The organism is Candidatus Nitrosopumilus sp., assembly GCF_029882185.1.
In the GTDB taxonomy this organism is placed as follows: domain Archaea; phylum Thermoproteota; class Nitrososphaeria; order Nitrososphaerales; family Nitrosopumilaceae; genus Nitrosopumilus.
In genome coordinates this window covers 37391-57507 of the sequence record NZ_JAOULD010000007.1, presented here as the reverse complement: position 1 = coordinate 57507, position 20117 = coordinate 37391, and the positions used below count along the sequence as shown (strand labels likewise).

Genomic DNA, 20117 nt, shown 5'->3' with positions numbered 1-20117 from the left:
AAGGACAGCCAATATTGTAGGAATAGGACTAGAAGGATCTTCAATTAATTTTACCTTCAATACATCATCCTCTTCGGCATATACATTACCAACAATAAAGAATGAAATACAAAACGATAAGAAAACACAGAATAATATGTTCATATCATCTTCAAAAACATGGAATCTATTATGTCTTAACTTAGAGTATTCAGCAACAATTTGAGGAAAATAGGTACAAAATCAGTATCAAAATCGTTAATATGTTATAGAAGAATAATTGTTAAGATTGCAATTTATCAAAAAATTATATCAAATGAAAAAACTATATGATGCAACAGAAAATTCCTTTATACATTTTAACGAATTTGTTCCCTATCATTCAAATGATTGGAAAATAAAATCACCAAAATTAGCAACAATGATGTTGGAAGTTGGGCCCCAAATAGAATCAATGTCAAAAATTCTTTCTGAAGAATTGGGATTCAAACATAAAAAGAGTAGGAATTATTATTTTTTAGATTATTTTAAAGAATTAGATTCTAAAGGAATGTTAGTAAACCAAGAAGTTATGTTAAAAGAAAATAACAAGATATTACAACCATTCAAAAAAACAAAAAAACAAAATGAATGGTGGTTAGCATATACCACAGTAAAACATAGCATGCCTGAAGGATTAGAAAAATGTACTTTAAACAATTTTCTAAACGCTCTTGCTGCATTATCATCATTACATCATATTGCACATATTGTAAAAATTGGACCTATGAGTAATTTGGGTCCAAAAGATTTTTTGGATTATACATTATGGCATGATTCTGCACAAGAAGGAATAGATGCAGATGTTGATTCAGAACTTAGACCAAATTTTGAAAGTTCATGGTGGAGAACAAAATTATTTTATTTCCCATCAAGAAGATTCATGTTAATTTAAAATATTAATCCCTAAAGATCAGAATTACAGTTCATACAATACAACTACCCATCAGCAGTTTTATCTCTCATCTTCTTTGGATGCTTACAGTTTGGAATTAGTTCATTTTTGATAATATTCAAAACTTGGATGTTGTCTTTATGACAGTCTGAAAGGTCTTTACTAATTTGCTAAAACTATCATCTCCAATATTCCAGGATTTTGTAGGATCACTCATTCCATTGTACATCCTAGCCTCATATTCAATTAGAAAATCAATTAGTTTCAGGGTCTTTTTGACTGTCATCATGCCTGAAATCAGGCACAATTAGAAAAATTTTCTCAATGGTGTCGGGTCTTTAGAGGCCTGAACCTTTTTTGTAGTTAGAAAAAGATTCGATTTAACTTCACGGGGATTCAGATATTGTTTTAGGGATGAAAATAGATTCAGCAGATCATATCAGGTTCGAATCTGCTAAGTTCCAATATCTAAATTGTCCAAATAATCAACAATCATCTCAATAAACTAAAATCAAACCAAATTCTAGGCACAATGGAACAGAAAAAAGAGACACCACAGTGTCAATTCCCATCCGGTCCACTACAATAATGTTCTTTATTACGGTCCACCACGCATGACTTGCAACATTGAAGATCAAGATTAACGATAATGATTTGATGGAAACGACAGAGAACCCATTGGAACTTTTCTATCAAGGAATCAGGGCGGAAGCAACTCGCGACAACAGACCAGATAATAAAACAAAATTTCTTGCAATACATATTCCCAATTTTTAGACATGGTAAAAAGCATAGAAATTAGCCCACAGAGGTACAGATAGAATCATCTGTTGTTTTATGCTAACAGGCTCCTGTTTGACCAAACTAAAATTTACATATTTTCATACATTACCATCTGCATGTTATTTCAAAAATTAAATTGTTAAAATGTCCAAAATAACAAAAGTTCATTTTAGTATAAAGAAATAGCAATGATTAAAATCTAAAAGACGAAATAATCTTATGAACATTTACCAAAGGAAGATAGTAGAAACATACAAGGAAATCCTCATAGATACAATTCTTAAGAATAAGGAAAATCTAGACACATACATGATATTCAAGGCCATCAAAGATTTTGTAAAAAATCATGAGAAATATGATAGGGGGGAAAAGGAGTGTTTGGCCTTGATTTCAAAGACAGAAAATAACACTTTCATGCTAGAAAGAAGACCAAAACAAGAAATGTCACATGGGAATATGACAAAAAAGTAGAATTAGGCATAATTCGGGCTACAAAGCATCTCAAAATCAAAATTTAGTCAATAACCTGATTAAAATTAGATAGAAATGTCAAAAATGGTATGAAGGCCAGATTTAATGGAAAATGCTCAGAATGTGGCGATGTCATTAAAACAGGCAAAGAAATTCTAAAAAATAGTAAAGAGCAATGGGTTCACAAAGCATGTTGTGATTTAGAGGAAGAACTACCATAATCCAGTCAAACTGGAATAAATTAGTAATAAATTTTTTAAATGACTTTGAAATACTATGAATGAAATGAATGTAAAAACAGATGTCTTGTTAATTGCATCAGTTATGACAATATTTGGAGTAATGTTAATTCCAGGAGAGATATCTGCTGAGATCAATCAAATTACTGTAACACCAATTAATGAAAAAGTCAGTTTAGAAGAAACAATTACTACAATGAATGTTCCTTTAGACAATAAACTCCCATGGGGATTTGTCAAAGGGGAGGCATCAGACGTAGCTGAAAGATATCCGATAATCATTCAATTTTACAAAGGAGAGGATCCCGTTCACTTTGCACAAGTGGATGCAAAAGGAGATGGCTCTTATGAATACAAATTCAGAGTCAGAAATCTTGATTCCAACACAGGAGAATTTGTAAATGTGTTTGAGGGAGAATACACTGTAAAAATATACAAAGTCATTCCAAATACGAGTGATTTTGCATAATCAACATCTTACCAAACACACCTATTTTCTAAAAAAGAACAATTTTTTCATAGAATTCATATACTGAACATACAAACCAAGAGCTAGAAAATGAGTAAGAATCTTTGGCACGACATAGAACCAGGCACAGACATTCCCGAAATCATTAATGCCATTGTGGAGATTCCCAAAGGATCCATGAACAAATATGAATACGACAAAAAACACAACATGATAAAACTAGACAGAGTATTGTTTTCACCATTTCATTATCCAGGAGATTATGGTCTTATTCCTCAGACATTGTCTGATGATGGTGATCCATTAGATGCACTAGTATTAGTTACAAACCCCACATATCCAGGAATTTTAATTGAAGCAAGACCAATAGGATTACTTCAAATGAAGGACGATGGAAAATTAGATGACAAAATCATTTGTGTTGCAACTAATGATCCCAGATACCTACACACTGCAGACATTACCGATATCGAAGATCATTATCGTTCAGAAATTGCACACTTTTTCCAAGTTTACAAAGATTTGGAAGGAAAGAAAGTAGAAATCATAGGATGGAAATCTGCAAAAGAAGCTAAAACAGTAATCATCGAATCGATAAAAAGATACAAAGATACTTTGAAAAAATATTAGCATGGCAAAAGAATGCGAGCATTTTTCCCAAGAAAAAAAGGTGTCTCAAAATACAGAAAGTTGTGAAGAATGCGAAAAAGAACATCTTCCAGTTGTTGCATTAAGAATGTGTTTAACGTGTGGACATGTGGGTTGTTGTGATTCATCTATTGGAAAACATGCAACAAAACATTTTGAAGAAACAGGACATCCAGTAATGCGAGCAGTTCCAGAAAATATTTGGAAGTGGTGTTATATTCATGAAAAATATTATTAATTTAAATATGTTCGAGATTCAATAATTTAGATTAAAGTCTAATCGTAAACCATTAAACCTTTTTCTTCAAGCAAAGCATGAATTTGGTTTACAGAACGATGAACATCTTTTTCTAATTTTGCTCCCACACAAACTAATTTTCCAGATGCAAATATGAGAATTACCGTTTTTGGATCAAGCATTCTATGGATTAACCCAGGGAATTGTTCTGGCTCATACATACTTCTAGGTAATGTTCTAGCGGCTTGCTCCAAATTGACTTTGCCTCCAAGATTAATCGAAGATACAATATTTTGTATTGACACTATTGGATCGTTTTTAATTTTGATTTTTCCTTTTCGTAATATTTTGACTACCTCAAACACAGCAGTCTCAGCCAGTTCTTGTGATTTTGCACCTGTACACACCATCTTTCCAGAACCAAAAAGTAATGTTGCAGTTTTAGGATTTTTCAGTCTAAATACAGCACCAGGAAATTGTTCGGGATGATATTCAACTGCAGGGAATTTTTTAGTGATATCTACCAAATCTAATTTTTGTTCAATTGTTGCAGAAGCAACAACATTGACAATTGCAATTACAGGCTTTGTTTGAGTCATTTTCTCATTTTCCTCCCACCATATCCATATTTTGGTCTAATCTCAAGCCTTTGTATCTATTTCTAATTGTCACTTCAGTTACATTTGCAGCCTCTGCAATATCTCGTTGAGTTTTATCTTCACCATTTTTAACACATGAAAGGTATAATGCTGCAGCTGCTAATCCCATAGGATCTTTTCCTGCAGATTCCTCATGAGCTTGTGCATCTTTGAGTACTTTAACTGCATAACGTTTTGTTTTTTCAGTAATTCCAATAGAGCTTGCAATTCTTGCAACACATTGAACAGGATCCACAACAGGCATTTTTAGCTCCAATTCCTGATGTAAAATTCTATAACACCTTGAGATATCTTTTTTCTTAATGTTACCTGCATCTGAAACATCTTTTAGAGTTCTAGGAGTCTCAGTATCTCTACATGCCGCATAAAGAGAAGCTGCAATTAATGCAGATATGGAACGACCTTTTACAAGACCTTTTTCTAGTGCTTTTCTGTAAATGTATGATGCTTTTTCAATTACTGCATCAGATAATGAGAGTTTATCTTTTAATGTGGATAATTCGCTTAATGCTTGTCTGAGATTTTTGTCTGAAGATGCATTTACTTTACTTCTACTATCCCAAGTTCTTAGTCTTTCGATAGTGCTTTTCATAGTAGATGTCAGAGGTTTGCCAGAAGAGTCTTTGTTCATGGGACTGATAATAGTTGCAAGTCCTCTATCATGCATTGCAAGGGATGTAGGAGCTCCAGTTCGAGTCGGATCTGCTCCGCCTTCTTTTGAAAATGATCTCCATTCAGGTCCAGAGTCTTGCAGGGTCTCAGTGATTACATAGCCACATTTACCACAGAATCTTTCACCAGTTACATTATCAGTCAACATAGAATTTTTTCCACAACGACCACATGTCGAATCAGCGTTGATAATTTCTAAAACCATAAAGATTACTTCTTTTATGCTATTGATTTCCTATATAAACGACTTATTTTGTGACTTTTTGGAAATAGATCGAGTCCAAATTTTAGGAACAAAATTTTTGAAAATTACAACTTGATGGTAAAAAGTCTCAAAAAACACCAAAAACAAGAATTTTTAGAATAATACCCACAATACACATATTCATTTTTTAATAGTTACAAAACAGCAAATTCAGATGTCATCATATCAGTTGGGTAAATGGGATCTCACAAAACTAGTAAAAAATCCAAAAAGTCCAGCATTTCAAAAGCAAGTTAGAGAATTAGAAAACCAGGCAAAGAATTTTGAAAAGATCAAATCAAAATTAGATCCTAAAATGTCAACCAAGCAATTCATGAATATACTTCATCAAATTGAGAAAATTTCTGAAAACATGAATAAGGTTGGAGGGTATGCATCATTATCATATTCTTCAGACACACAATCAGACGAAGCAACATCTCTAATGACAAGAATGTCTAAGCTTGGTGCTGAAATATCAAATAAAATTTTGTTTTTTGATTTGTGGTGGAAAACCCAAGTCGATGATAAAAATGCAAAAAGACTAATGAAAGATGCAGGAGAAATTACAGAGTATCTTTCACATAAAAGACTATTTGCAAAATATGCATTAAGTGAACCAGAAGAGAGAATCATAAACACGTTAGATGTGACCGGAATATCTGCACTTGTAAAACTGTATGACAAGATTACTAATTCTTTTGAATATAAAATGAAAATTGGGAATAAAACAAAAGTAATGACAAGAGAAGAACTTACAAATTATGTTAGAAGCAACAATCCAAAAATTAGGGAGACAACATACAAAACTATTCTTTCAAAATATTCTGATAACAAAGGAGTCGTTGGAGAAATATATCAGAACATAGTTCTTAATTGGAAAGATGAGGGTATTGAAATTCGAGGATACAAGTCACCAATTTCAATGAGAAACATAGGAAACGATGTAGATGATAAAACTATAGAATCATTACTTGCAGTATGTAAAAGAAACTCGCCTGTTTTTCAGAAATTTTTCATTCAAAAAGCAAAGATGCTAAACATGAAAAAATTACGAAGGTATGATTTGTATGCACCTGCAGCAGCAAACATCAAAGAGAAAAATTATTCATATGACAAATCAGTAAAATTAGTTTTTGAATCATTGGGAAAATTCAGCAGCACGCTAGAAGAATATGCTGGAAAGGTATTCAATGAGAACCATATCGATTCAGAAGTAAGACATGGAAAACGAGATGGAGCATTTTGCAGTACGCTTTCGCCAAAAATCACGCCTTATGTATTGGTAAATTTTACAGGCAAATCCAGAGACGTATTTACTCTGGCACATGAATTAGGTCATGCTGTGCATAGTCAAGCAGCACAAGATAGGTCAATTCTTGTTCAAGATGCACCATTGCCTCTAGCAGAAACAGCATCAACGTTTTCGGAATTATTATTGTATGATAATTTGTCTAACAAAATTTCAGATAATGAAAAGAAAGTGATGCTATCAGAGAAAATAGATGATCTATATGCAACAATTCTGAGACAATCATTTTTCACAATATTTGAAGTAGACGCTCATAAACAGATAGGAGAAGGTACAACGATAGATGAAATATCAAAAACATATTTGAATAATCTCAAAGTTCAATTTGGAAATTCTATTAGTTTAACAGATGACTTTGCAATTGAGTGGAGTTGTATTCCTCATTTTTATCACACACCGTTTTACTGTTATGCATATTCATTTGGTAACTTACTAGCTCTGTCTCTATTTCAAAGATACAAAAAAGAAGGAAAGGACTTTGTTCCAGCATACATCAGCATTCTTGCAGCAGGAGGTTCAAAGAAACCAGAAAAACTTCTTTCAGAATATGGATTTGATATATCTAGTCAAAAATTCTGGCAAGAAGGATTTGATTATGTCAGAGACCAAGTAAAGACACTATCTTCATTAAACTAGTTTTAGAATAAATGGGGCTGACAGTCCAACGCATGGACTGCCAGCTTGTTCCCCGAACGGTTTGAATTCGATGTCATTTCAAATACAATGATGATCTGATTTAAACGTTTGAAATTATTTAGTCTAATTTCTTAGGCTTTATCTTTCTGATAGAGCCTGCCAAAATTCCAATAGTAATTCCTAACTGATAAAGAAAATACAGTAAAACTTCAAAAGTGCTAGGAGTGAGATCAGTGAATCTACTCACAGCAGTCAATATCAACAAAAGGGCACTGAAAAAGAAAACAAATCCTTTTGTTATACCAGTAAGATTTGTGAATTTCAAAATGACAAAACTCATGACGGTCACAGATATTGCCAACACTGTCAAAAAGCCAGTATTCATTCCAAAAATTAAAAAAAGTGAAGATATGATTTCGCCAGGACTGCTTGCAGACAGATTTGAAAGAGTAATTTTTTCAGGAGAAGCAAAGCGAGGAACACTCAAAATTGCATTGGTCAAAAATAGAATAAACATTGTAACAGAGACAGTTTTAACACGATTTTGTAAACGTGGGAATCTGACAAGTATGGCCCTACCGAGAATTATTCCTTGAAACAATCCAATACCAAATGCACTCAAAACGGCAACTAGTTGAATTACAGGATGAAGAAAAAGATCCACTAGAACAGGAATTAATGCCATACTATCCAGATAATTGGATTAATGGGAAATATTAGTTACCAGATATCACGTATTTTACAAAAAATGAAGAAGGATCAAGTTGAGAAACAAGACATAGACAAAACAGGAGTAAATTTAATAATTTCACATATAGAAACACAGCCTATGCAGCAAAAAATTATTTTCTTTGCAATTATTGCATTAGTCGGAATTTCAGTAAATTATGCATATTCCCAAGAAATAGGCCTTGCAACATTTCAGGAGACGGCACAAGTTATCATAGATAAAAGAATTACACAAATTGTAACATCATCAATCACATTACAAAGTACTAGCATTCAAGAAATTAAAATTCCAACAGAATTAGAACAAAGAATTAGAGAAAATGAAAATATTTCAGCAGTCATAATTACAAATCAAGACAAATGTGTTCTAGGGGTTAATGGGGAATCATGTATTTTGATTAATGTAAAAAGAAATCCAGAAGATACCAACTTTTTAAAAATTCAAAATTCAACATTGAAAATATCAGAGCAATTTATTGATGAGATAAACGACATTTTTGATACAAAAGCAAAATTGCATTCTACGTTTATTCAGCCCAGCGATGAAACAAATACAGCACTGCAAACATCAGGAGTGGTTTCAGGCAAAGGAACAGTTTCTGCAGCATATACCATGCCTATGGAAGACACCGATTCAATGTATGAAAAAATCTCAGCAATTTTAATTCCAAAAACCATCAGAGATTCGGGAGGATTTTATGATGCAGCAAAAAATCTTTCAACAGATGAAAATGCAAAAATGACATTTTCCATAATCCCATCAGGCAGTAAATCATTGCTTCAATTAAGAGTGTCAACAACATATTCTGAAATCGCACCAAGTATCGATAAAATCAATCCACTAGAATTGTTAAAGACAAATGAACTGAAAAGATCAGAGTATTTCTCAACAGGATTTTACCCTCTAAATTCAATAGTTCAAGTAGCAATTCTTTCATCTGAAAACACAAACATTTCAGATGTGAGAGGAAATATCATTCCAACTCAGATAATAGATAATGAAAAAATTCCAATAGACATTACAAAAAAAGGCTGGGTTTTTGATCCTGAAGAAGGACAGATGATTCAAGGAAAATACATTTTCGGTAAAGAAACAACCGTGAGCAGTAACGAATTAAAATTTTCACTTGGTGGAGATAGCATGTTAGAAGAAAAACAAGAATTTGACGAATCAATTTTAGTTGTAATTATAATTACAATAGTTGCAATAGCTGCTGCTTTATTTTATCTTAAAGGATACAAAAAATAATTACAATAAAAGAACAGCTGCTGCAAAGACGGTCGTCCATTTTCCATCTTTGTCACCCTTAGTAGCTGAAGTAATGTTATGAGTTTTGTAGATTTCTCCAGAAATTAACCATTGCTGCCTTTTTTCATTCCATGCCTTATCAGCATCAAAAGGAATTCCTAAAGAAGATGCAAGCATTTGTGCTGCAATATCTTCAGCATAATCTCCTGCTTGAATTTCATTTTGTCCAAATGCCTCATATTCAGACAAGTATCCATATCGTGCTTTGTCCTTTGGTTGAGCAAGACCCACAGATGCAGAACATACTCGATGAGGTTCATTTGTCTGATTTTTAGAATAAATAGTAAACAAGATTTGCCCAGGTGAAATTTTTTTCAACCCTTCTTTTCTAGAAATTAGTTTTGCTTTTGGAGGAAATATGCTGGAAATTAAAACAAGGTTAGTTCCTGCAATTCCTGCATCACGTAATGCATATTCAAAACTAGTCAATCTGTCTTCATGAACGCCTTTGCCTTTAGTAAGAAACAAATTCTTTGCAACTAGATCTAGCATTTCTGAATTCATGAAAGATAGTTATTATTTATACTTTAATTGGACATGACAAAAGCATTTTCAAATGAGATATAGAATTAATCATTTTTTCTTTTTCTTTCTTTTATCAGGTTCTTTCTGAATCTGAGTCAAGAGAATGAAGGTAAAGAACGCACCCAGCCCTATGTTTATCACACCCATAAAAGTAACCATAAGAGTTTGTTGAGGTCCAGCAATTGGAGATAACCCAATAACAATACCAATAGAACCAGTTGCAAAAAACATCATCATCAAAACCTTGACTCTAGTAGGTTCGATGTATCTCATATGAGGTATCAAAATATAGGATTATTATAAATTGACGGCGAATTTAGCGATTTTCGAATAAAGATCATTTTGAAATGAACCACAGGTAACACTTTAAACCGTCAAAAATTTCATTTTACTTCGTGCCAATGTAGCTCAGCCTGGTAGAGCAATTGATTTGTAATCAATAGGTCATGGGTTCAGATCCCGTCATTGGCTTTTCAAATTTTTAAATCGGTCTTTAGCCAAAATTTGGCAATACGATTAAGTATGCTGAATGTTCAATGAATTGAAATGAGTTTTGAGGAAGAACCTAATCAAAAAGTATCAGTGAAGAAATCTACGTTTAATGGAATGATAGTAATGATAATTATCTTAGTAGGAGTTGCAGCATTCTTTGCAGGATCATATACATCAAATTTCAATCAAATTTCAGAAGAAGATCTTGATGATGCAATAGCAAAATTAGAATTAGAATTATTGCAAAATCAATTGCCCACAAAACAACCATCAGCACCTGTAAAAATTTCAACAGATGATGATCCCATCATAGGAAATCCAAACGCTCCAATTACAATTGTGGAATTTTCAGATTTTCAATGTCCATTTTGTGCAAGATTCCATACCCAGACATTACCGTTAATTCTTGAAGAATATATCGAACAAGGAAAAGTAAAATTGGTTTTTAGAGATTTTCCAATACAAAGCATTCATCCAAATGCATTACCTGCATCAGTTGCAGCTGAATGTGCAAATGAACAAGGAAAATTCAGAGAGATGCATGATACATTGTTTGAAAAACAAAACGAATGGAATAAACTAGATACTGTGGATGCATTATCATTATTCAATCAATATGCAACAGATATGAAATTAGATCAAGAAGAATTTGATTCATGTCTTTCTAGTGGAAAATTCATTCCAGAAATTAAAAAAGATCTTGATGATGGAAGAGAATACGGAGTTTCAGGAACACCAGGATTCTTTGTTGGAAATGATATTGTAGGATATGTTGAATTAAAAGGAGCCCAGCCATTTGAGAGTTTCAAAAAAATCATTGATGCTCAATTGGATGCATAAAGAATAACAAGCGTTTATTAGACATAAGGTGGGATCATGTATCAGAATAATGACGAGTGGGCAATGAGCTTTTTCGTCATTGCCAAAGAGAAAAAAACAAAATGACAAAATTTCAAGATTTAGGATTAAGCGACGAGATACTAAGAGGAATTACTGATCAAGGCTTTGAAGAAGCATTCCCAATTCAAGAAGCAGTAATTCCAGTGTTACTTTCAGGTAGAGATGTAGTGGGACAAGCTCATACAGGCTCTGGAAAAACAGCAGCATTTGCATTGTCAATGTTGCAAGAGATTCAACCCAAACAAGGAATTCAGGGATTGATAATGGCACCTACAAGAGAACTTGCAATGCAAATCAGCGATGAAATCAAGAAATTTGGAAAATATACAGGAATCAAAATAGCTACAGTCTACGGAGGACAAGGAATGGGAATTCAGTTAGATGTACTCCATAGAGGAGTTGAAATTGTAGTAGCAACACCAGGTAGATTGATAGATCATCTCAAAAGAGGATCAATAGAACTCAGAGATATCTCACATATTGTTCTAGATGAAGCAGATACCATGTTAGATATGGGATTTGTGGACGATATTTCATTTATTTTGGATTTAGCCCCAGAAGACAGAGTGATGGCATTATTTTCAGCAACAATGCCAACAGAAATTTTGAGATTGTCTGAGGAATATCTAAAGAATCCAAAACAATTCTTGTTAGATGCAGATGATCTCAGCGGAGAAGGAATAGACCAATCATATTTAGTGATTAAAGACAGAGACAAATTCAAATACCTACTTGATTTCATAAAACCAACAAAAGGTCAAAGCATAGTATTTTGTTCTACAAAATACAGAACTCGTGATGTGGCAAAATTCCTCCATCAAGAAAAATTCAATGCAGTTGCTATTGAAGGTGACATGTCACAGCATAGAAGAGAGCAATCAATGGGAAAATTCAGAAGTGGTAAAGCAGACATTCTTGTAGCAACAGATGTAGCATCAAGAGGAATAGATGTTCCAAGAGTAGAATTAGTGATTAATTATGATGTACCAAATCAAGAGATGGCATACTTTCATAGAATTGGAAGAACCGCCAGAGCAGGTGCAAAAGGTAAAGCCGTTACATTTGTATCATATTCATCAGTAGGAGATTGGAATCTAATCAAGCGCCAAATCAAAGTACCAATTAGAGATTTAAATCAAGAAATGGGAATACAAATTTCAATTCCAGATCCACTGAAAAGACAAACCCCATCAAGAAGATATGGAGGCCAATCCAGATCTAATTATTCTAGAGGAGGAGGATATAGAAGATCAGACAGAGGCAGCAATCCAAGAGATGACAGAACTCGAAAAAGAAGAGACTCAGACAGTAATAGAAATAGCTACGGCGGACGCAGTAGATGGTAACACTAGAAAACTTAAAGACAAGAACTCCATAATCATAAACAGACAATGCATAAAGGATTCATTTTATTAAATTGTGATCTGGGAGCCGAGGAATACATCGTTGATGAATTAAAGCAAATGCAAGACATTACTAACGCATATCTAACTTTTGGTGCATATGATGTAATTGCAGAAGTAAAGACAGACAATCAAGAGGAATTTGAAAAAGTCATTTCAACTATTAGAAAACTATCCAGAGTTGTAAGTACAATGACATTAAATGTAATAGTTCCCGAATAATTGTTATATGAGTAAATTCAGGATTGTTTCAAATTGCAGAAAATTGATTACGAAGCACCAGTATGGGTGTTAAATTACAATAATCCAAAGCCACTTTTAGATCATGCCATACACATGCTTGAAAGACATGGCGTTAAACGTGAAGATATGGAAATTACAGAGACACCAACTGCCAAAGTCGGTTCAATAGTTGTAGAAATTTGGCCATATGAGTTGGTAGTAGGAAGAGTGAGAACTACAAGAAACGATTCTTTTATCAGCGGTACAGAATTAACAATTGAATTAAAGTTAGACGAGAATGGGAATTACATAGATTATCTTTGAAAAAAAACAAAATACAAAACATCACAATTGCCATAATAGGAATTATAATCATTTTATCAATAATTGCATACAACTATTCAGCAGAACAGACCAAGCAGAAAGGATTTCAATTCGGTAACGAATTAGCACAAATTCAACAAGACGTTGCAGAATTGCAAACAAAATTTTATTCTGAAAAAATCAAATGGGATGAAGGAGATATTACTAAAGAAGAATTGTTGGAATACTATGACAAACATGTAACAGAATTTGAAAAAATCATTTCCAAATATGATCAGTTGTCACCATCAAAATTATTTGAAAGTTCTGTAGAATTGTTCAAGATTTCATCTGAGACTCAATTAAAAAGCGATATTGAATATATCAAATGGATTTCAACAGGGGATGAATCAGCAAAAGTAAGATCAGATACACAAATTCAAGAAGCTTATGAATATGAAAATTTAGGATTGGTTGAATTTCAGCTAGCTAAATCAGGAATAGTAGAATTTAATGAAGATGACAAATTTTCTCCACCAGATAATGTTCTCAAACAAAAAGTAATTCAGATTTCAGAAAATATGAAAAACAAATGTGACATCGAATTTAAAAATAAAGTAAATGAATTTGACTCAGACAACATAGAAGTCAAGTGGTTTAACTGCATAAATGAAGCTGAAAAATGGAAAAAAGACCACCTTCCTTAAACAAACAGGATCACAGCAAACTAGATTTTTGCAACAATTCCAAAGTTTCGAAAAGTTCCTCAAGTAAGGATAATTTTTCAAGAGGAGTGGGTTTTGAAAAAACTATTGGAAATGTGATGGTTAACATGTCCTGATCAGTATGGGATATTCGGATCGAATGAGATTGACGATTAGTTTCAGATAGGAAATTCTTCCATTTTTGTAAATGAGCATTCACCCGTAGTACTTGCGCTTCTACATTTTCCAAAGAGGTATCCAAATCAGTATCAAATAATCGAAATTTTACACAGGGAATCATCAAGAGTCCACCTGAGATCTTTTCATGATTTTTTATCATAGACGAAATAATTTCTTCAGAGTTATCTTTTGAGAAAACATCTCCATAATCAGGATCAAAATATCCTGCAATGAGTTTTTTTGAATCATATATTCGAAAAAAACCTTCATCTGATTCTAATTTCCACAACACCATCAAACCGATTTATGAATAAATAAACGATTAATCAAAGACAATTAAATAAACTAGGAAATTAAGAAAAAACAGATGGCAATTTCAAAGGAAAATAGAGATTTCATAGACAGCCTAGTAGACTATTACATTAATGAATCAGAATCTTACAAGCAAATAGCAGAAAACTTTGTTCCTGAAATAGAATCAGTTCCAGATACAGCATTTGGAATAATCACAGGATGTGTATATTCTGGATTTTTACAAGCATATCAAAATCAACAACAGACACCAGGGCTAGACGACATGAGAGAATTTAATCAGATAATAAAAGAGCGTGCGGCATTAATCAAAAAAGCTATCCTTGATCCTCCAAAACCAGAGACACATAAGAAAGAAGAAGAGCATGAAAATCAGACAGACAGTGATTTTAATTAAAAAGAGTGCCCAAATGGACACTCTTTATGACTCCTGTTGGACGCGGTACTATCGCAGGTGTATGAATACAGTTAGTATGCGATAATAGACATAGCAAATTTTCTATTAAAACACTTACGTAGAAATCATCAGTGAATAAATTTTAAAAATGAAGAAAATCAGCAGGGTTTAATTCCAACTATTTTTAGTAAAAATTATGAAAGTGGATGGAAGCAAAATAATCTTTGGGTTAGGAGTATCTGCAGCAGTAGTCACAGCAGTAGTTGCATTGTATTTTTCAATTCGTTAAAGATAAATCATCAGGAAACAGATCATTTCACATGCCAGACACAAATGAATTTAAAATTACACAAATAGTAGATAACGGTCAGATGGTTCAATTAACTTTGATTGAAAATATTTCAACTGAGCCAATATCTCAAAAACAGATGATAATTGAGAACGTTTCAAAAAAACTAGATTCAGAAACTAAAGAGCAAGTAATGCCATTATTAGAAGCAATTTTACAAGCACAGCCAACAGTAAATATCAAATCATATCAGCAGACTCAGATCACAATTGCAATGCCAAAGTCAAGATATGACAACATGGGAAGACCACAAGTCGGAAATATCATCGAAGTGGATTTAAAAAAGAACTAAAGATTTGATTGAATTTCATCAAGAGTGTAAAGGGGTAAAGAACAAGCAAAATCCTTACAAACAAAAACAGTTGTTTTGTCTTCAAAAGATTTTCCTGCAAAGAAAGGATATTTTGAAAGATTCTCCAATTGTGAAGCATTATGAATAGTTATTAAAATAGAATTTGGCAAATAATCCAAAAGAAGTGATTCGCATATTTTGGAATTTTCAGTGTTAATGAGGGTGATTTCAGTAGGTTTTTCAACGTACATTAGAATTGTATTTAGCAAATACCCAAAGCCAAAGGGATTTTCTGCAGCCATTTGTGCCTGAGATTCCATAATTTTCGTAGCAATTTTCAGAAAAGCATGGTCTTGTGACAGGTGATACAATCTAAGCATGACAAAAGCAGATACAGAATTTCCAGAAGGTAAAGACAAATCATAGTTACTCTTTGGACGAATAATCAATTTTTCATGATCATCAGAAGTCATAAAGAAACTGTTATTTTCAGAATCCCAGAAATGATTAACTAAATGATGACCTAATTTCAAAGACAGTTGCAGATATTTTTCATCAGGTTCAACTTCAAACACATCAAGTAATGCATTGATAAAATAAGAATAATCTTCTAAATATCCATCAATTTTTGCAGTTTTGTTTTTGTATGTTCGTAATAATTTATCATCAGAAAGTAAATTGTTTTCAATAAAAGAAATACAGTTTTTTGCAGCGTTTAGATATCGCATATCGCCTGTAACACGATAACCTTTTGCAAACGCAGTGATCATTAAAGAATTCCAAGAAACTAAAATTTTGTCATCTAATCCAGGAGGAATCCTAGAAAAACGAGCTTTTAATAATTTTTCAGAACATAAATTAATTATTTTTTTAACCTCAGTTTCAGAAAGCCCAAAATTAAAAGCAACTGTAGATATGTTCAGATTATTACACAAGACATTATTTCCCTCCCAATTTCCACCATCAGTTACATCATAGTATAGGCAGAACAAATCAGCATCATCCCCAAGAATTTCTTTGATCTCACTTTTCTTCCATACATAGTATTTCCCTTCAACACCTTCAGAATCAGCATCATATGCAGAATAAAACCCACCCTCAGGAGAAGTCATTTCACGTAAAACGAAATCTAGAGTTTTTTGTAAAACTTCAAGGTAAAAAGGATCTTTTGTAATTTGAAATGCCTCAACATAGTTTACTGGAATCAAAGCATTATCATAAAGCATTTTTTCAAAATGTGGAACTAGCCATTTTGCATCAGTAGAATATCTAGAAAAACCACCTCCAATTTGATCAAATATTCCCCCATTTGCCATTTTTTTGAGGGTTTTGAGCGCAAATTCGGCGAATTTGGTTAATCCAGTAAGTTTTGCATATCTAAAAAGAAAAGAAACATTTGCAACATTTGGAAATTTTGGAGCAGAACCGAATCCACCATATGTTGCATCTCCCAATTGAAATAGATTCATTGCAGCCTCATCAAGAATAACCCTTTCTAATTTTGATGGAATTTGAATCGTTTCGGCTTTATCTAATGCGCCAAGAAATTTTTCGGCAGATTTTTCAATATCTTTAGGTTTTTCTTTCCAAGCTTGGGAGAGTTGTCTGCAAATACTTCCAAACCCTGGACGTCCATAAGAATCCAGAACTGGGAAATAAGTTCCAACATAGAATGGTTTTTGATCAGGAGTAAGAAAAACACTCAAAGGCCAACCTCCTTGACCTGTTGCAATCTGACAGACTTTTTGATATATGTCATCAATGTCAGGTCGTTCTTCTCGATCAACTTTGATATTAATGAAATTTGCATTCATAAATTCAGCAACATCTTGATTTTCAAACGACTCATGAGCCATGACATGGCACCAATGACATGAACTATATCCAACACTAAGAAAGATTGGCTTGTTTTCATCTTTTGCTTTTTTTAATGATTCCTCATTCCAACCATACCAATCAACAGGATTGTTTACATGCTGAAGGAGATATGGACTTGTTTCAGACGCAAGATGATTTTTTACCACAAATGATCATATTCGTTATGATATTTGTACCTAATTGGATTATCCCCAAATTCCCTTGCCTTCAGTTAACTCATAAATTCTAACATTGATTTTTCCAAGTAATTTTACTTTGGATTTGTGAGCTTTTTTATCATGACTGTAATCTTTTTTTTCAACTAATTCTTGTAATCTTTTTAATTGTTCTAAAGAAAGTTTTTTGAATTCATGTTTTGAACTTGTCACTATTTGCAACAGTTTTACCCTTTCACGATCTTCATCCGTAATTTCAGCCATAATGGAATTGTGTGATAGTCCTTTATTTTTCTAATGAGCGAATCTTAAAATTCAACAAATAATTTTTTAAATCATGGAAAAAATGCGCGCAATGGTACTTGAAAAATGCGCAAAAATTGAGACCAATCCATTGAAACTAACCCAAATTGACAGACATGAAATTAAAAGACCCAATGAAATTCTAATTAAAATCGAAGCCTGCGGAGTTTGTCATTCACAATTACATGGAATAGAAGGAGATTGGCAAAATATCGGAATTCCGCCAGCACTCCCAACAGTTCCTGGACACGAAGTTGTGGGCAAAGTAGTTGAAATCGGAGACAATGTCACAAAATTCAAAGTCGGAGACAGGGCAGGAATCACTCCATTGTTAGAAGCTTGCCAGGAATGCCAATACTGTAAAGAAGGAAAAGAGTATCTCTGTGAATCATCAATAATCCTAGGAGAATCAACTAAAGGGGGATATACAGAATATGTTACAGTAACGGAGGACTTTGCGACAAAAGTTCCAGACAACATGAAAGCAGAATATGCAGCTCCGTTATTTTGTGCAGGAATTACATCATACAAAGCAGTAAAAGCTGCAGAACCTAAACCAAATAAAAAAATCGGAATTTTCGGAATTGGAGGAGTAGGTCATATGGCAGTACAATTTGCCAAAGTAGAAAATTGCAAAATTATTGCTTTTTCTAGATCTCAGAAACATCTAGACGTTGCAAAAAGACTAGGGGCAACAGATGCAATAGTTTTTTCTGAAGATCAACAAGAGTTTCTAGACAAGTTAAAAGAAAAACACGGTCTCTTAGATGCGGCGATTGTCTTTGCACCAGCTGATATTGTAACTGATACTGCAATTAAATCAGTAAAAAAAGGAGGGCTGATTGTAATTGCAACAGTAGGGAAAAATCCAACGTTTATGGCATTTGAGGAAAAAACAATTCGTGGAACATTGATAGGCTCAACAAAAGACATGGAGCAGGTCATAAAAATTTGTGATGAAAAAAAATTAGAGGTAATCTCCCAGATATTTCCACTAGAACAAGCAAATGAAGCACTCAAAAAACTAAAAGATTCAGAAATAGAAGCTAGGGCAGTTCTAATTCCATAATATTGGGCTTAAATATCAGTGAAACCGGTTTTTGATATGAATTGTAATCGATGCCATCATACAAATGAAGCACATAGCAACAATGAAAAAAGTAATTCGTTAATGAAAGCAGGGAAATGTCAGATTCCATCATGTACATGTCAGCAATATTTAGATCCTATCCAAGAAATTGATGAGGATCTTTTATAACAATTCATATATTAAAATTATTTTAGATTATCATGGACAAACATAAACCATCAGATGAAATGATTAAAGATTTAGATAATTTGTTATCAAAGCTTAACGCCATGGAAATTGTAGCATCAAATGAATTTGAAAAAAACTCAATTAAAATTCAAAGAGCTTTGATTGAAGGTCAAATACATTCAATAAATGAATTCCAGCATTTAAAAAAAGCATTAGATTTATTGACTCTGCAATTATTTGATGTTCAAAATAAAGTCAAGTAATACGAGTGTCACTTAATCCACAACCAGTACATCTAAACAGAGTGGATTTTTCAAGAATTTGTTCAGGTAACATTTTAGCCCCACAGCAAAGACACACGGTTTTTTCTGTGTCTTGATTTACATTTTCAGATTTTCTTACAACATAATCAGGTTTTTTTTCAGGAAGAATAGCAATGTTGCAAGCAGGCTTGTAGTTAGAAATTATTTTATTCATTATATTTTCTCGATATTGAGTACTCGAATCAAACAAAGGCAATATTGCCAGATGTAATGATTTTTCGGATCCTGAATTATCAATCCAGCATTTGTAACTTTGATGTTGAACAAAAAATGACTTGTCATCAGTCTTTTCACAGTCACCAATAAAAAGAACATTGAATTTTTCTTTCTCTCGTGAGAGAATTAAATAGATCAATTTCTCCATCGGGGGCCCCCATTCCTCAAGAGGAATAGGTCCAAGAAACTCATATTGGAGGATTTGTATGCTCAATGCAGTTAATTTCGAGTACTTTCTTTTCATCTTTTCTAAAAAAATCCACTAGTGCCAGAAATTGATCGCAGATATTCAGCTTGAAAAGATTAAATTCAAGAGCTATTGATTTTCCATAAATGAAAGAGCCTCACAATTATGCAAAAGTTGGGTATTCGATGATAGTAGTAGCTGCAAGTTTAGCAGCAATTGGCATAATTGCACTCTTTACTGCAGATGATGTGTTATTATCAGATAACATATCAAGAGAACATACTGCTCATTTTAATGAGTGCAAAAAGAATGATTTCAAGACAGATGGTTGTGAAAAATATTGGGATAGAATCAATAACCAAGCATCAGGAATTTATGTAGATCTTGAAAAATAGA

The 20117-nt window shown here is 33.0% G+C and carries 28 protein-coding genes and 1 tRNA gene; 20 read left to right on the top strand and 9 right to left on the bottom strand.

Going from position 1 to position 20117, the window contains the following annotated elements:
• Window positions 1-268: 268 nt before the first annotated feature.
• From OEW78_RS03725 to OEW78_RS03700, 6 genes are all read left to right on the top strand, one after another.
• Window positions 269-913 (top strand): hypothetical protein, encoded by a 645-nt coding sequence (locus OEW78_RS03725; RefSeq protein ID WP_300324253.1) that lies wholly within the window; start codon window positions 269-271, stop codon window positions 911-913.
• A 1002-nt stretch (window positions 914-1915) separates the two neighbouring features.
• Window positions 1916-2167, top strand: coding sequence for a hypothetical protein (locus tag OEW78_RS03720; protein ID WP_300324251.1), 252 nt, complete (start codon window positions 1916-1918; stop codon window positions 2165-2167).
• Between the two features lie 89 nt (window positions 2168-2256).
• On the top strand, window positions 2257-2388 hold the full coding sequence (locus OEW78_RS03715; protein WP_300324248.1) for a hypothetical protein: 132 nt from the start codon (window positions 2257-2259) through the stop codon (window positions 2386-2388).
• A 55-nt stretch (window positions 2389-2443) separates the two neighbouring features.
• A complete protein-coding gene (locus OEW78_RS03710) occupies window positions 2444-2875 on the top strand; it encodes a hypothetical protein (protein ID WP_300324245.1) in 432 nt (143 codons plus the stop codon).
• Between the two features lie 90 nt (window positions 2876-2965).
• Window positions 2966-3505 carry an inorganic diphosphatase gene (locus OEW78_RS03705; protein WP_300324242.1) on the top strand — a complete coding sequence of 180 codons (540 nt, stop codon included), beginning with the start codon at window positions 2966-2968 and terminating at the stop codon, window positions 3503-3505.
• A gap of 1 nt (window position 3506) precedes the next feature.
• A complete protein-coding gene (locus OEW78_RS03700) occupies window positions 3507-3761 on the top strand; it encodes a UBP-type zinc finger domain-containing protein (protein ID WP_300324239.1) in 255 nt (84 codons plus the stop codon).
• Window positions 3762-3799: 38 nt separating this feature from the next.
• Here OEW78_RS03700 and OEW78_RS03695 read toward each other — a convergent pair whose 3' ends face one another.
• Together OEW78_RS03695 and OEW78_RS03690 are read right to left on the bottom strand one after the other, a co-directional pair.
• Window positions 3800-4360, bottom strand: a complete 561-nt coding sequence (locus OEW78_RS03695; protein ID WP_179360338.1) for a TATA-box-binding protein — start codon at window positions 4358-4360, stop codon at window positions 3800-3802.
• Between the two features lie 4 nt (window positions 4361-4364).
• Window positions 4365-5297: a TFIIB-type zinc ribbon-containing protein gene (locus OEW78_RS03690; protein WP_300324234.1), complete on the bottom strand. Its 933-nt coding sequence runs from the start codon at window positions 5295-5297 to the stop codon at window positions 4365-4367.
• 214 nt (window positions 5298-5511) lie between these two features.
• Here OEW78_RS03690 and OEW78_RS03685 point away from each other — a divergent pair, with 214 nt between their 5' ends.
• Window positions 5512-7284, top strand: coding sequence for a M3 family oligoendopeptidase (locus tag OEW78_RS03685; RefSeq protein ID WP_300324231.1), 1773 nt, complete (start codon window positions 5512-5514; stop codon window positions 7282-7284).
• Window positions 7285-7402: 118 nt separating this feature from the next.
• On the opposite strand, the gene OEW78_RS03680 is transcribed toward OEW78_RS03685, so the two are convergent.
• Window positions 7403-7969 (bottom strand): hypothetical protein, encoded by a 567-nt coding sequence (locus OEW78_RS03680; protein WP_300324229.1) that lies wholly within the window; start codon window positions 7967-7969, stop codon window positions 7403-7405.
• Window positions 7970-8113: 144 nt separating this feature from the next.
• Here OEW78_RS03680 and OEW78_RS03675 point away from each other — a divergent pair, with 144 nt between their 5' ends.
• Window positions 8114-9262 (top strand): hypothetical protein, encoded by a 1149-nt coding sequence (locus tag OEW78_RS03675; RefSeq protein WP_300324265.1) that lies wholly within the window; start codon window positions 8114-8116, stop codon window positions 9260-9262.
• Here OEW78_RS03675 and OEW78_RS03670 read toward each other — a convergent pair whose 3' ends face one another.
• Together OEW78_RS03670 and OEW78_RS03665 are read right to left on the bottom strand one after the other, a co-directional pair.
• The gene (locus OEW78_RS03670; RefSeq protein ID WP_300324226.1) at window positions 9263-9814 is read right to left on the bottom strand and encodes a pyruvoyl-dependent arginine decarboxylase; all 552 of its coding nucleotides are present in this window, start codon (window positions 9812-9814) and stop codon (window positions 9263-9265) included. It lies immediately after the preceding gene.
• Window positions 9815-9895: 81 nt separating this feature from the next.
• Window positions 9896-10120: a hypothetical protein gene (locus OEW78_RS03665; protein WP_300324223.1), complete on the bottom strand. Its 225-nt coding sequence runs from the start codon at window positions 10118-10120 to the stop codon at window positions 9896-9898.
• 124 nt (window positions 10121-10244) lie between these two features.
• Between OEW78_RS03665 and OEW78_RS03660 the strand changes: the two genes are divergently transcribed.
• From OEW78_RS03660 to OEW78_RS03635, 6 genes are all read left to right on the top strand, one after another.
• Window positions 10245-10318 (top strand) — tRNA-Thr (locus OEW78_RS03660).
• Between the two features lie 75 nt (window positions 10319-10393).
• On the top strand, window positions 10394-11179 hold the full coding sequence (locus OEW78_RS03655) for a DsbA family protein (RefSeq protein ID WP_300324221.1): 786 nt from the start codon (window positions 10394-10396) through the stop codon (window positions 11177-11179).
• Window positions 11180-11280: 101 nt separating this feature from the next.
• Window positions 11281-12585: a DEAD/DEAH box helicase gene (locus OEW78_RS03650; RefSeq protein ID WP_300324218.1), complete on the top strand. Its 1305-nt coding sequence runs from the start codon at window positions 11281-11283 to the stop codon at window positions 12583-12585.
• A 45-nt stretch (window positions 12586-12630) separates the two neighbouring features.
• A complete protein-coding gene (locus OEW78_RS03645) occupies window positions 12631-12864 on the top strand; it encodes an Lrp/AsnC ligand binding domain-containing protein (RefSeq protein ID WP_300324215.1) in 234 nt (77 codons plus the stop codon).
• A gap of 33 nt (window positions 12865-12897) precedes the next feature.
• On the top strand, window positions 12898-13188 hold the full coding sequence (locus OEW78_RS03640) for a hypothetical protein (protein ID WP_300324212.1): 291 nt from the start codon (window positions 12898-12900) through the stop codon (window positions 13186-13188).
• The gene (locus OEW78_RS03635) at window positions 13185-13874 is read left to right on the top strand and encodes a hypothetical protein (RefSeq protein WP_300324209.1); all 690 of its coding nucleotides are present in this window, start codon (window positions 13185-13187) and stop codon (window positions 13872-13874) included. Before OEW78_RS03640 ends, OEW78_RS03635 begins: the two co-directional genes overlap by 4 nt.
• Before the next feature lie 10 nt (window positions 13875-13884).
• On the opposite strand, the gene OEW78_RS03630 is transcribed toward OEW78_RS03635, so the two are convergent.
• Window positions 13885-14346 carry a hypothetical protein gene (locus tag OEW78_RS03630; RefSeq protein ID WP_300324206.1) on the bottom strand — a complete coding sequence of 154 codons (462 nt, stop codon included), beginning with the start codon at window positions 14344-14346 and terminating at the stop codon, window positions 13885-13887.
• A gap of 72 nt (window positions 14347-14418) precedes the next feature.
• On the opposite strand from OEW78_RS03630, the gene OEW78_RS03625 reads away from it, so the two are divergent.
• Window positions 14419-14760 carry a hypothetical protein gene (locus OEW78_RS03625; protein ID WP_300324203.1) on the top strand — a complete coding sequence of 114 codons (342 nt, stop codon included), beginning with the start codon at window positions 14419-14421 and terminating at the stop codon, window positions 14758-14760.
• Between the two features lie 320 nt (window positions 14761-15080).
• Window positions 15081-15401, top strand: coding sequence for a hypothetical protein (locus OEW78_RS03620; protein ID WP_300324199.1), 321 nt, complete (start codon window positions 15081-15083; stop codon window positions 15399-15401).
• Here the strand turns inward: OEW78_RS03620 and OEW78_RS03615 are convergent.
• Entirely contained in the window at window positions 15398-17425 is a 2028-nt protein-coding gene (locus tag OEW78_RS03615) for a thioredoxin domain-containing protein (RefSeq protein WP_300324196.1), read from the bottom strand. The genes OEW78_RS03620 and OEW78_RS03615 overlap by 4 nt on opposite strands.
• A 39-nt stretch (window positions 17426-17464) precedes the next feature.
• On the bottom strand, window positions 17465-17698 hold the full coding sequence (locus OEW78_RS03610; RefSeq protein ID WP_300324193.1) for a hypothetical protein: 234 nt from the start codon (window positions 17696-17698) through the stop codon (window positions 17465-17467).
• 73 nt (window positions 17699-17771) lie between these two features.
• On the opposite strand from OEW78_RS03610, the gene OEW78_RS03605 reads away from it, so the two are divergent.
• Genes OEW78_RS03605 through OEW78_RS03595 form a run of 3 tightly spaced genes read left to right on the top strand, consistent with a single transcriptional unit; the run spans window position 17772 to window position 19258 of the window.
• Window positions 17772-18806, top strand: coding sequence for an alcohol dehydrogenase catalytic domain-containing protein (locus tag OEW78_RS03605; protein WP_300324190.1), 1035 nt, complete (start codon window positions 17772-17774; stop codon window positions 18804-18806).
• Window positions 18807-18842: 36 nt separating this feature from the next.
• Window positions 18843-18995 (top strand): hypothetical protein, encoded by a 153-nt coding sequence (locus OEW78_RS03600; RefSeq protein WP_300324187.1) that lies wholly within the window; start codon window positions 18843-18845, stop codon window positions 18993-18995.
• A gap of 32 nt (window positions 18996-19027) precedes the next feature.
• A complete protein-coding gene (locus OEW78_RS03595; protein ID WP_300324183.1) occupies window positions 19028-19258 on the top strand; it encodes a hypothetical protein in 231 nt (76 codons plus the stop codon).
• Here the strand turns inward: OEW78_RS03595 and OEW78_RS03590 are convergent.
• Complete coding sequence (locus OEW78_RS03590) at window positions 19251-19778, bottom strand: hypothetical protein (protein WP_300324180.1); 528 nt, start codon at window positions 19776-19778, stop codon at window positions 19251-19253. The genes OEW78_RS03595 and OEW78_RS03590 overlap by 8 nt on opposite strands.
• An 89-nt stretch (window positions 19779-19867) precedes the next feature.
• On the opposite strand from OEW78_RS03590, the gene OEW78_RS03585 reads away from it, so the two are divergent.
• Window positions 19868-20116, top strand: a complete 249-nt coding sequence (locus OEW78_RS03585; RefSeq protein WP_300324177.1) for a hypothetical protein — start codon at window positions 19868-19870, stop codon at window positions 20114-20116.
• Window position 20117: the final 1 nt, after the last annotated feature.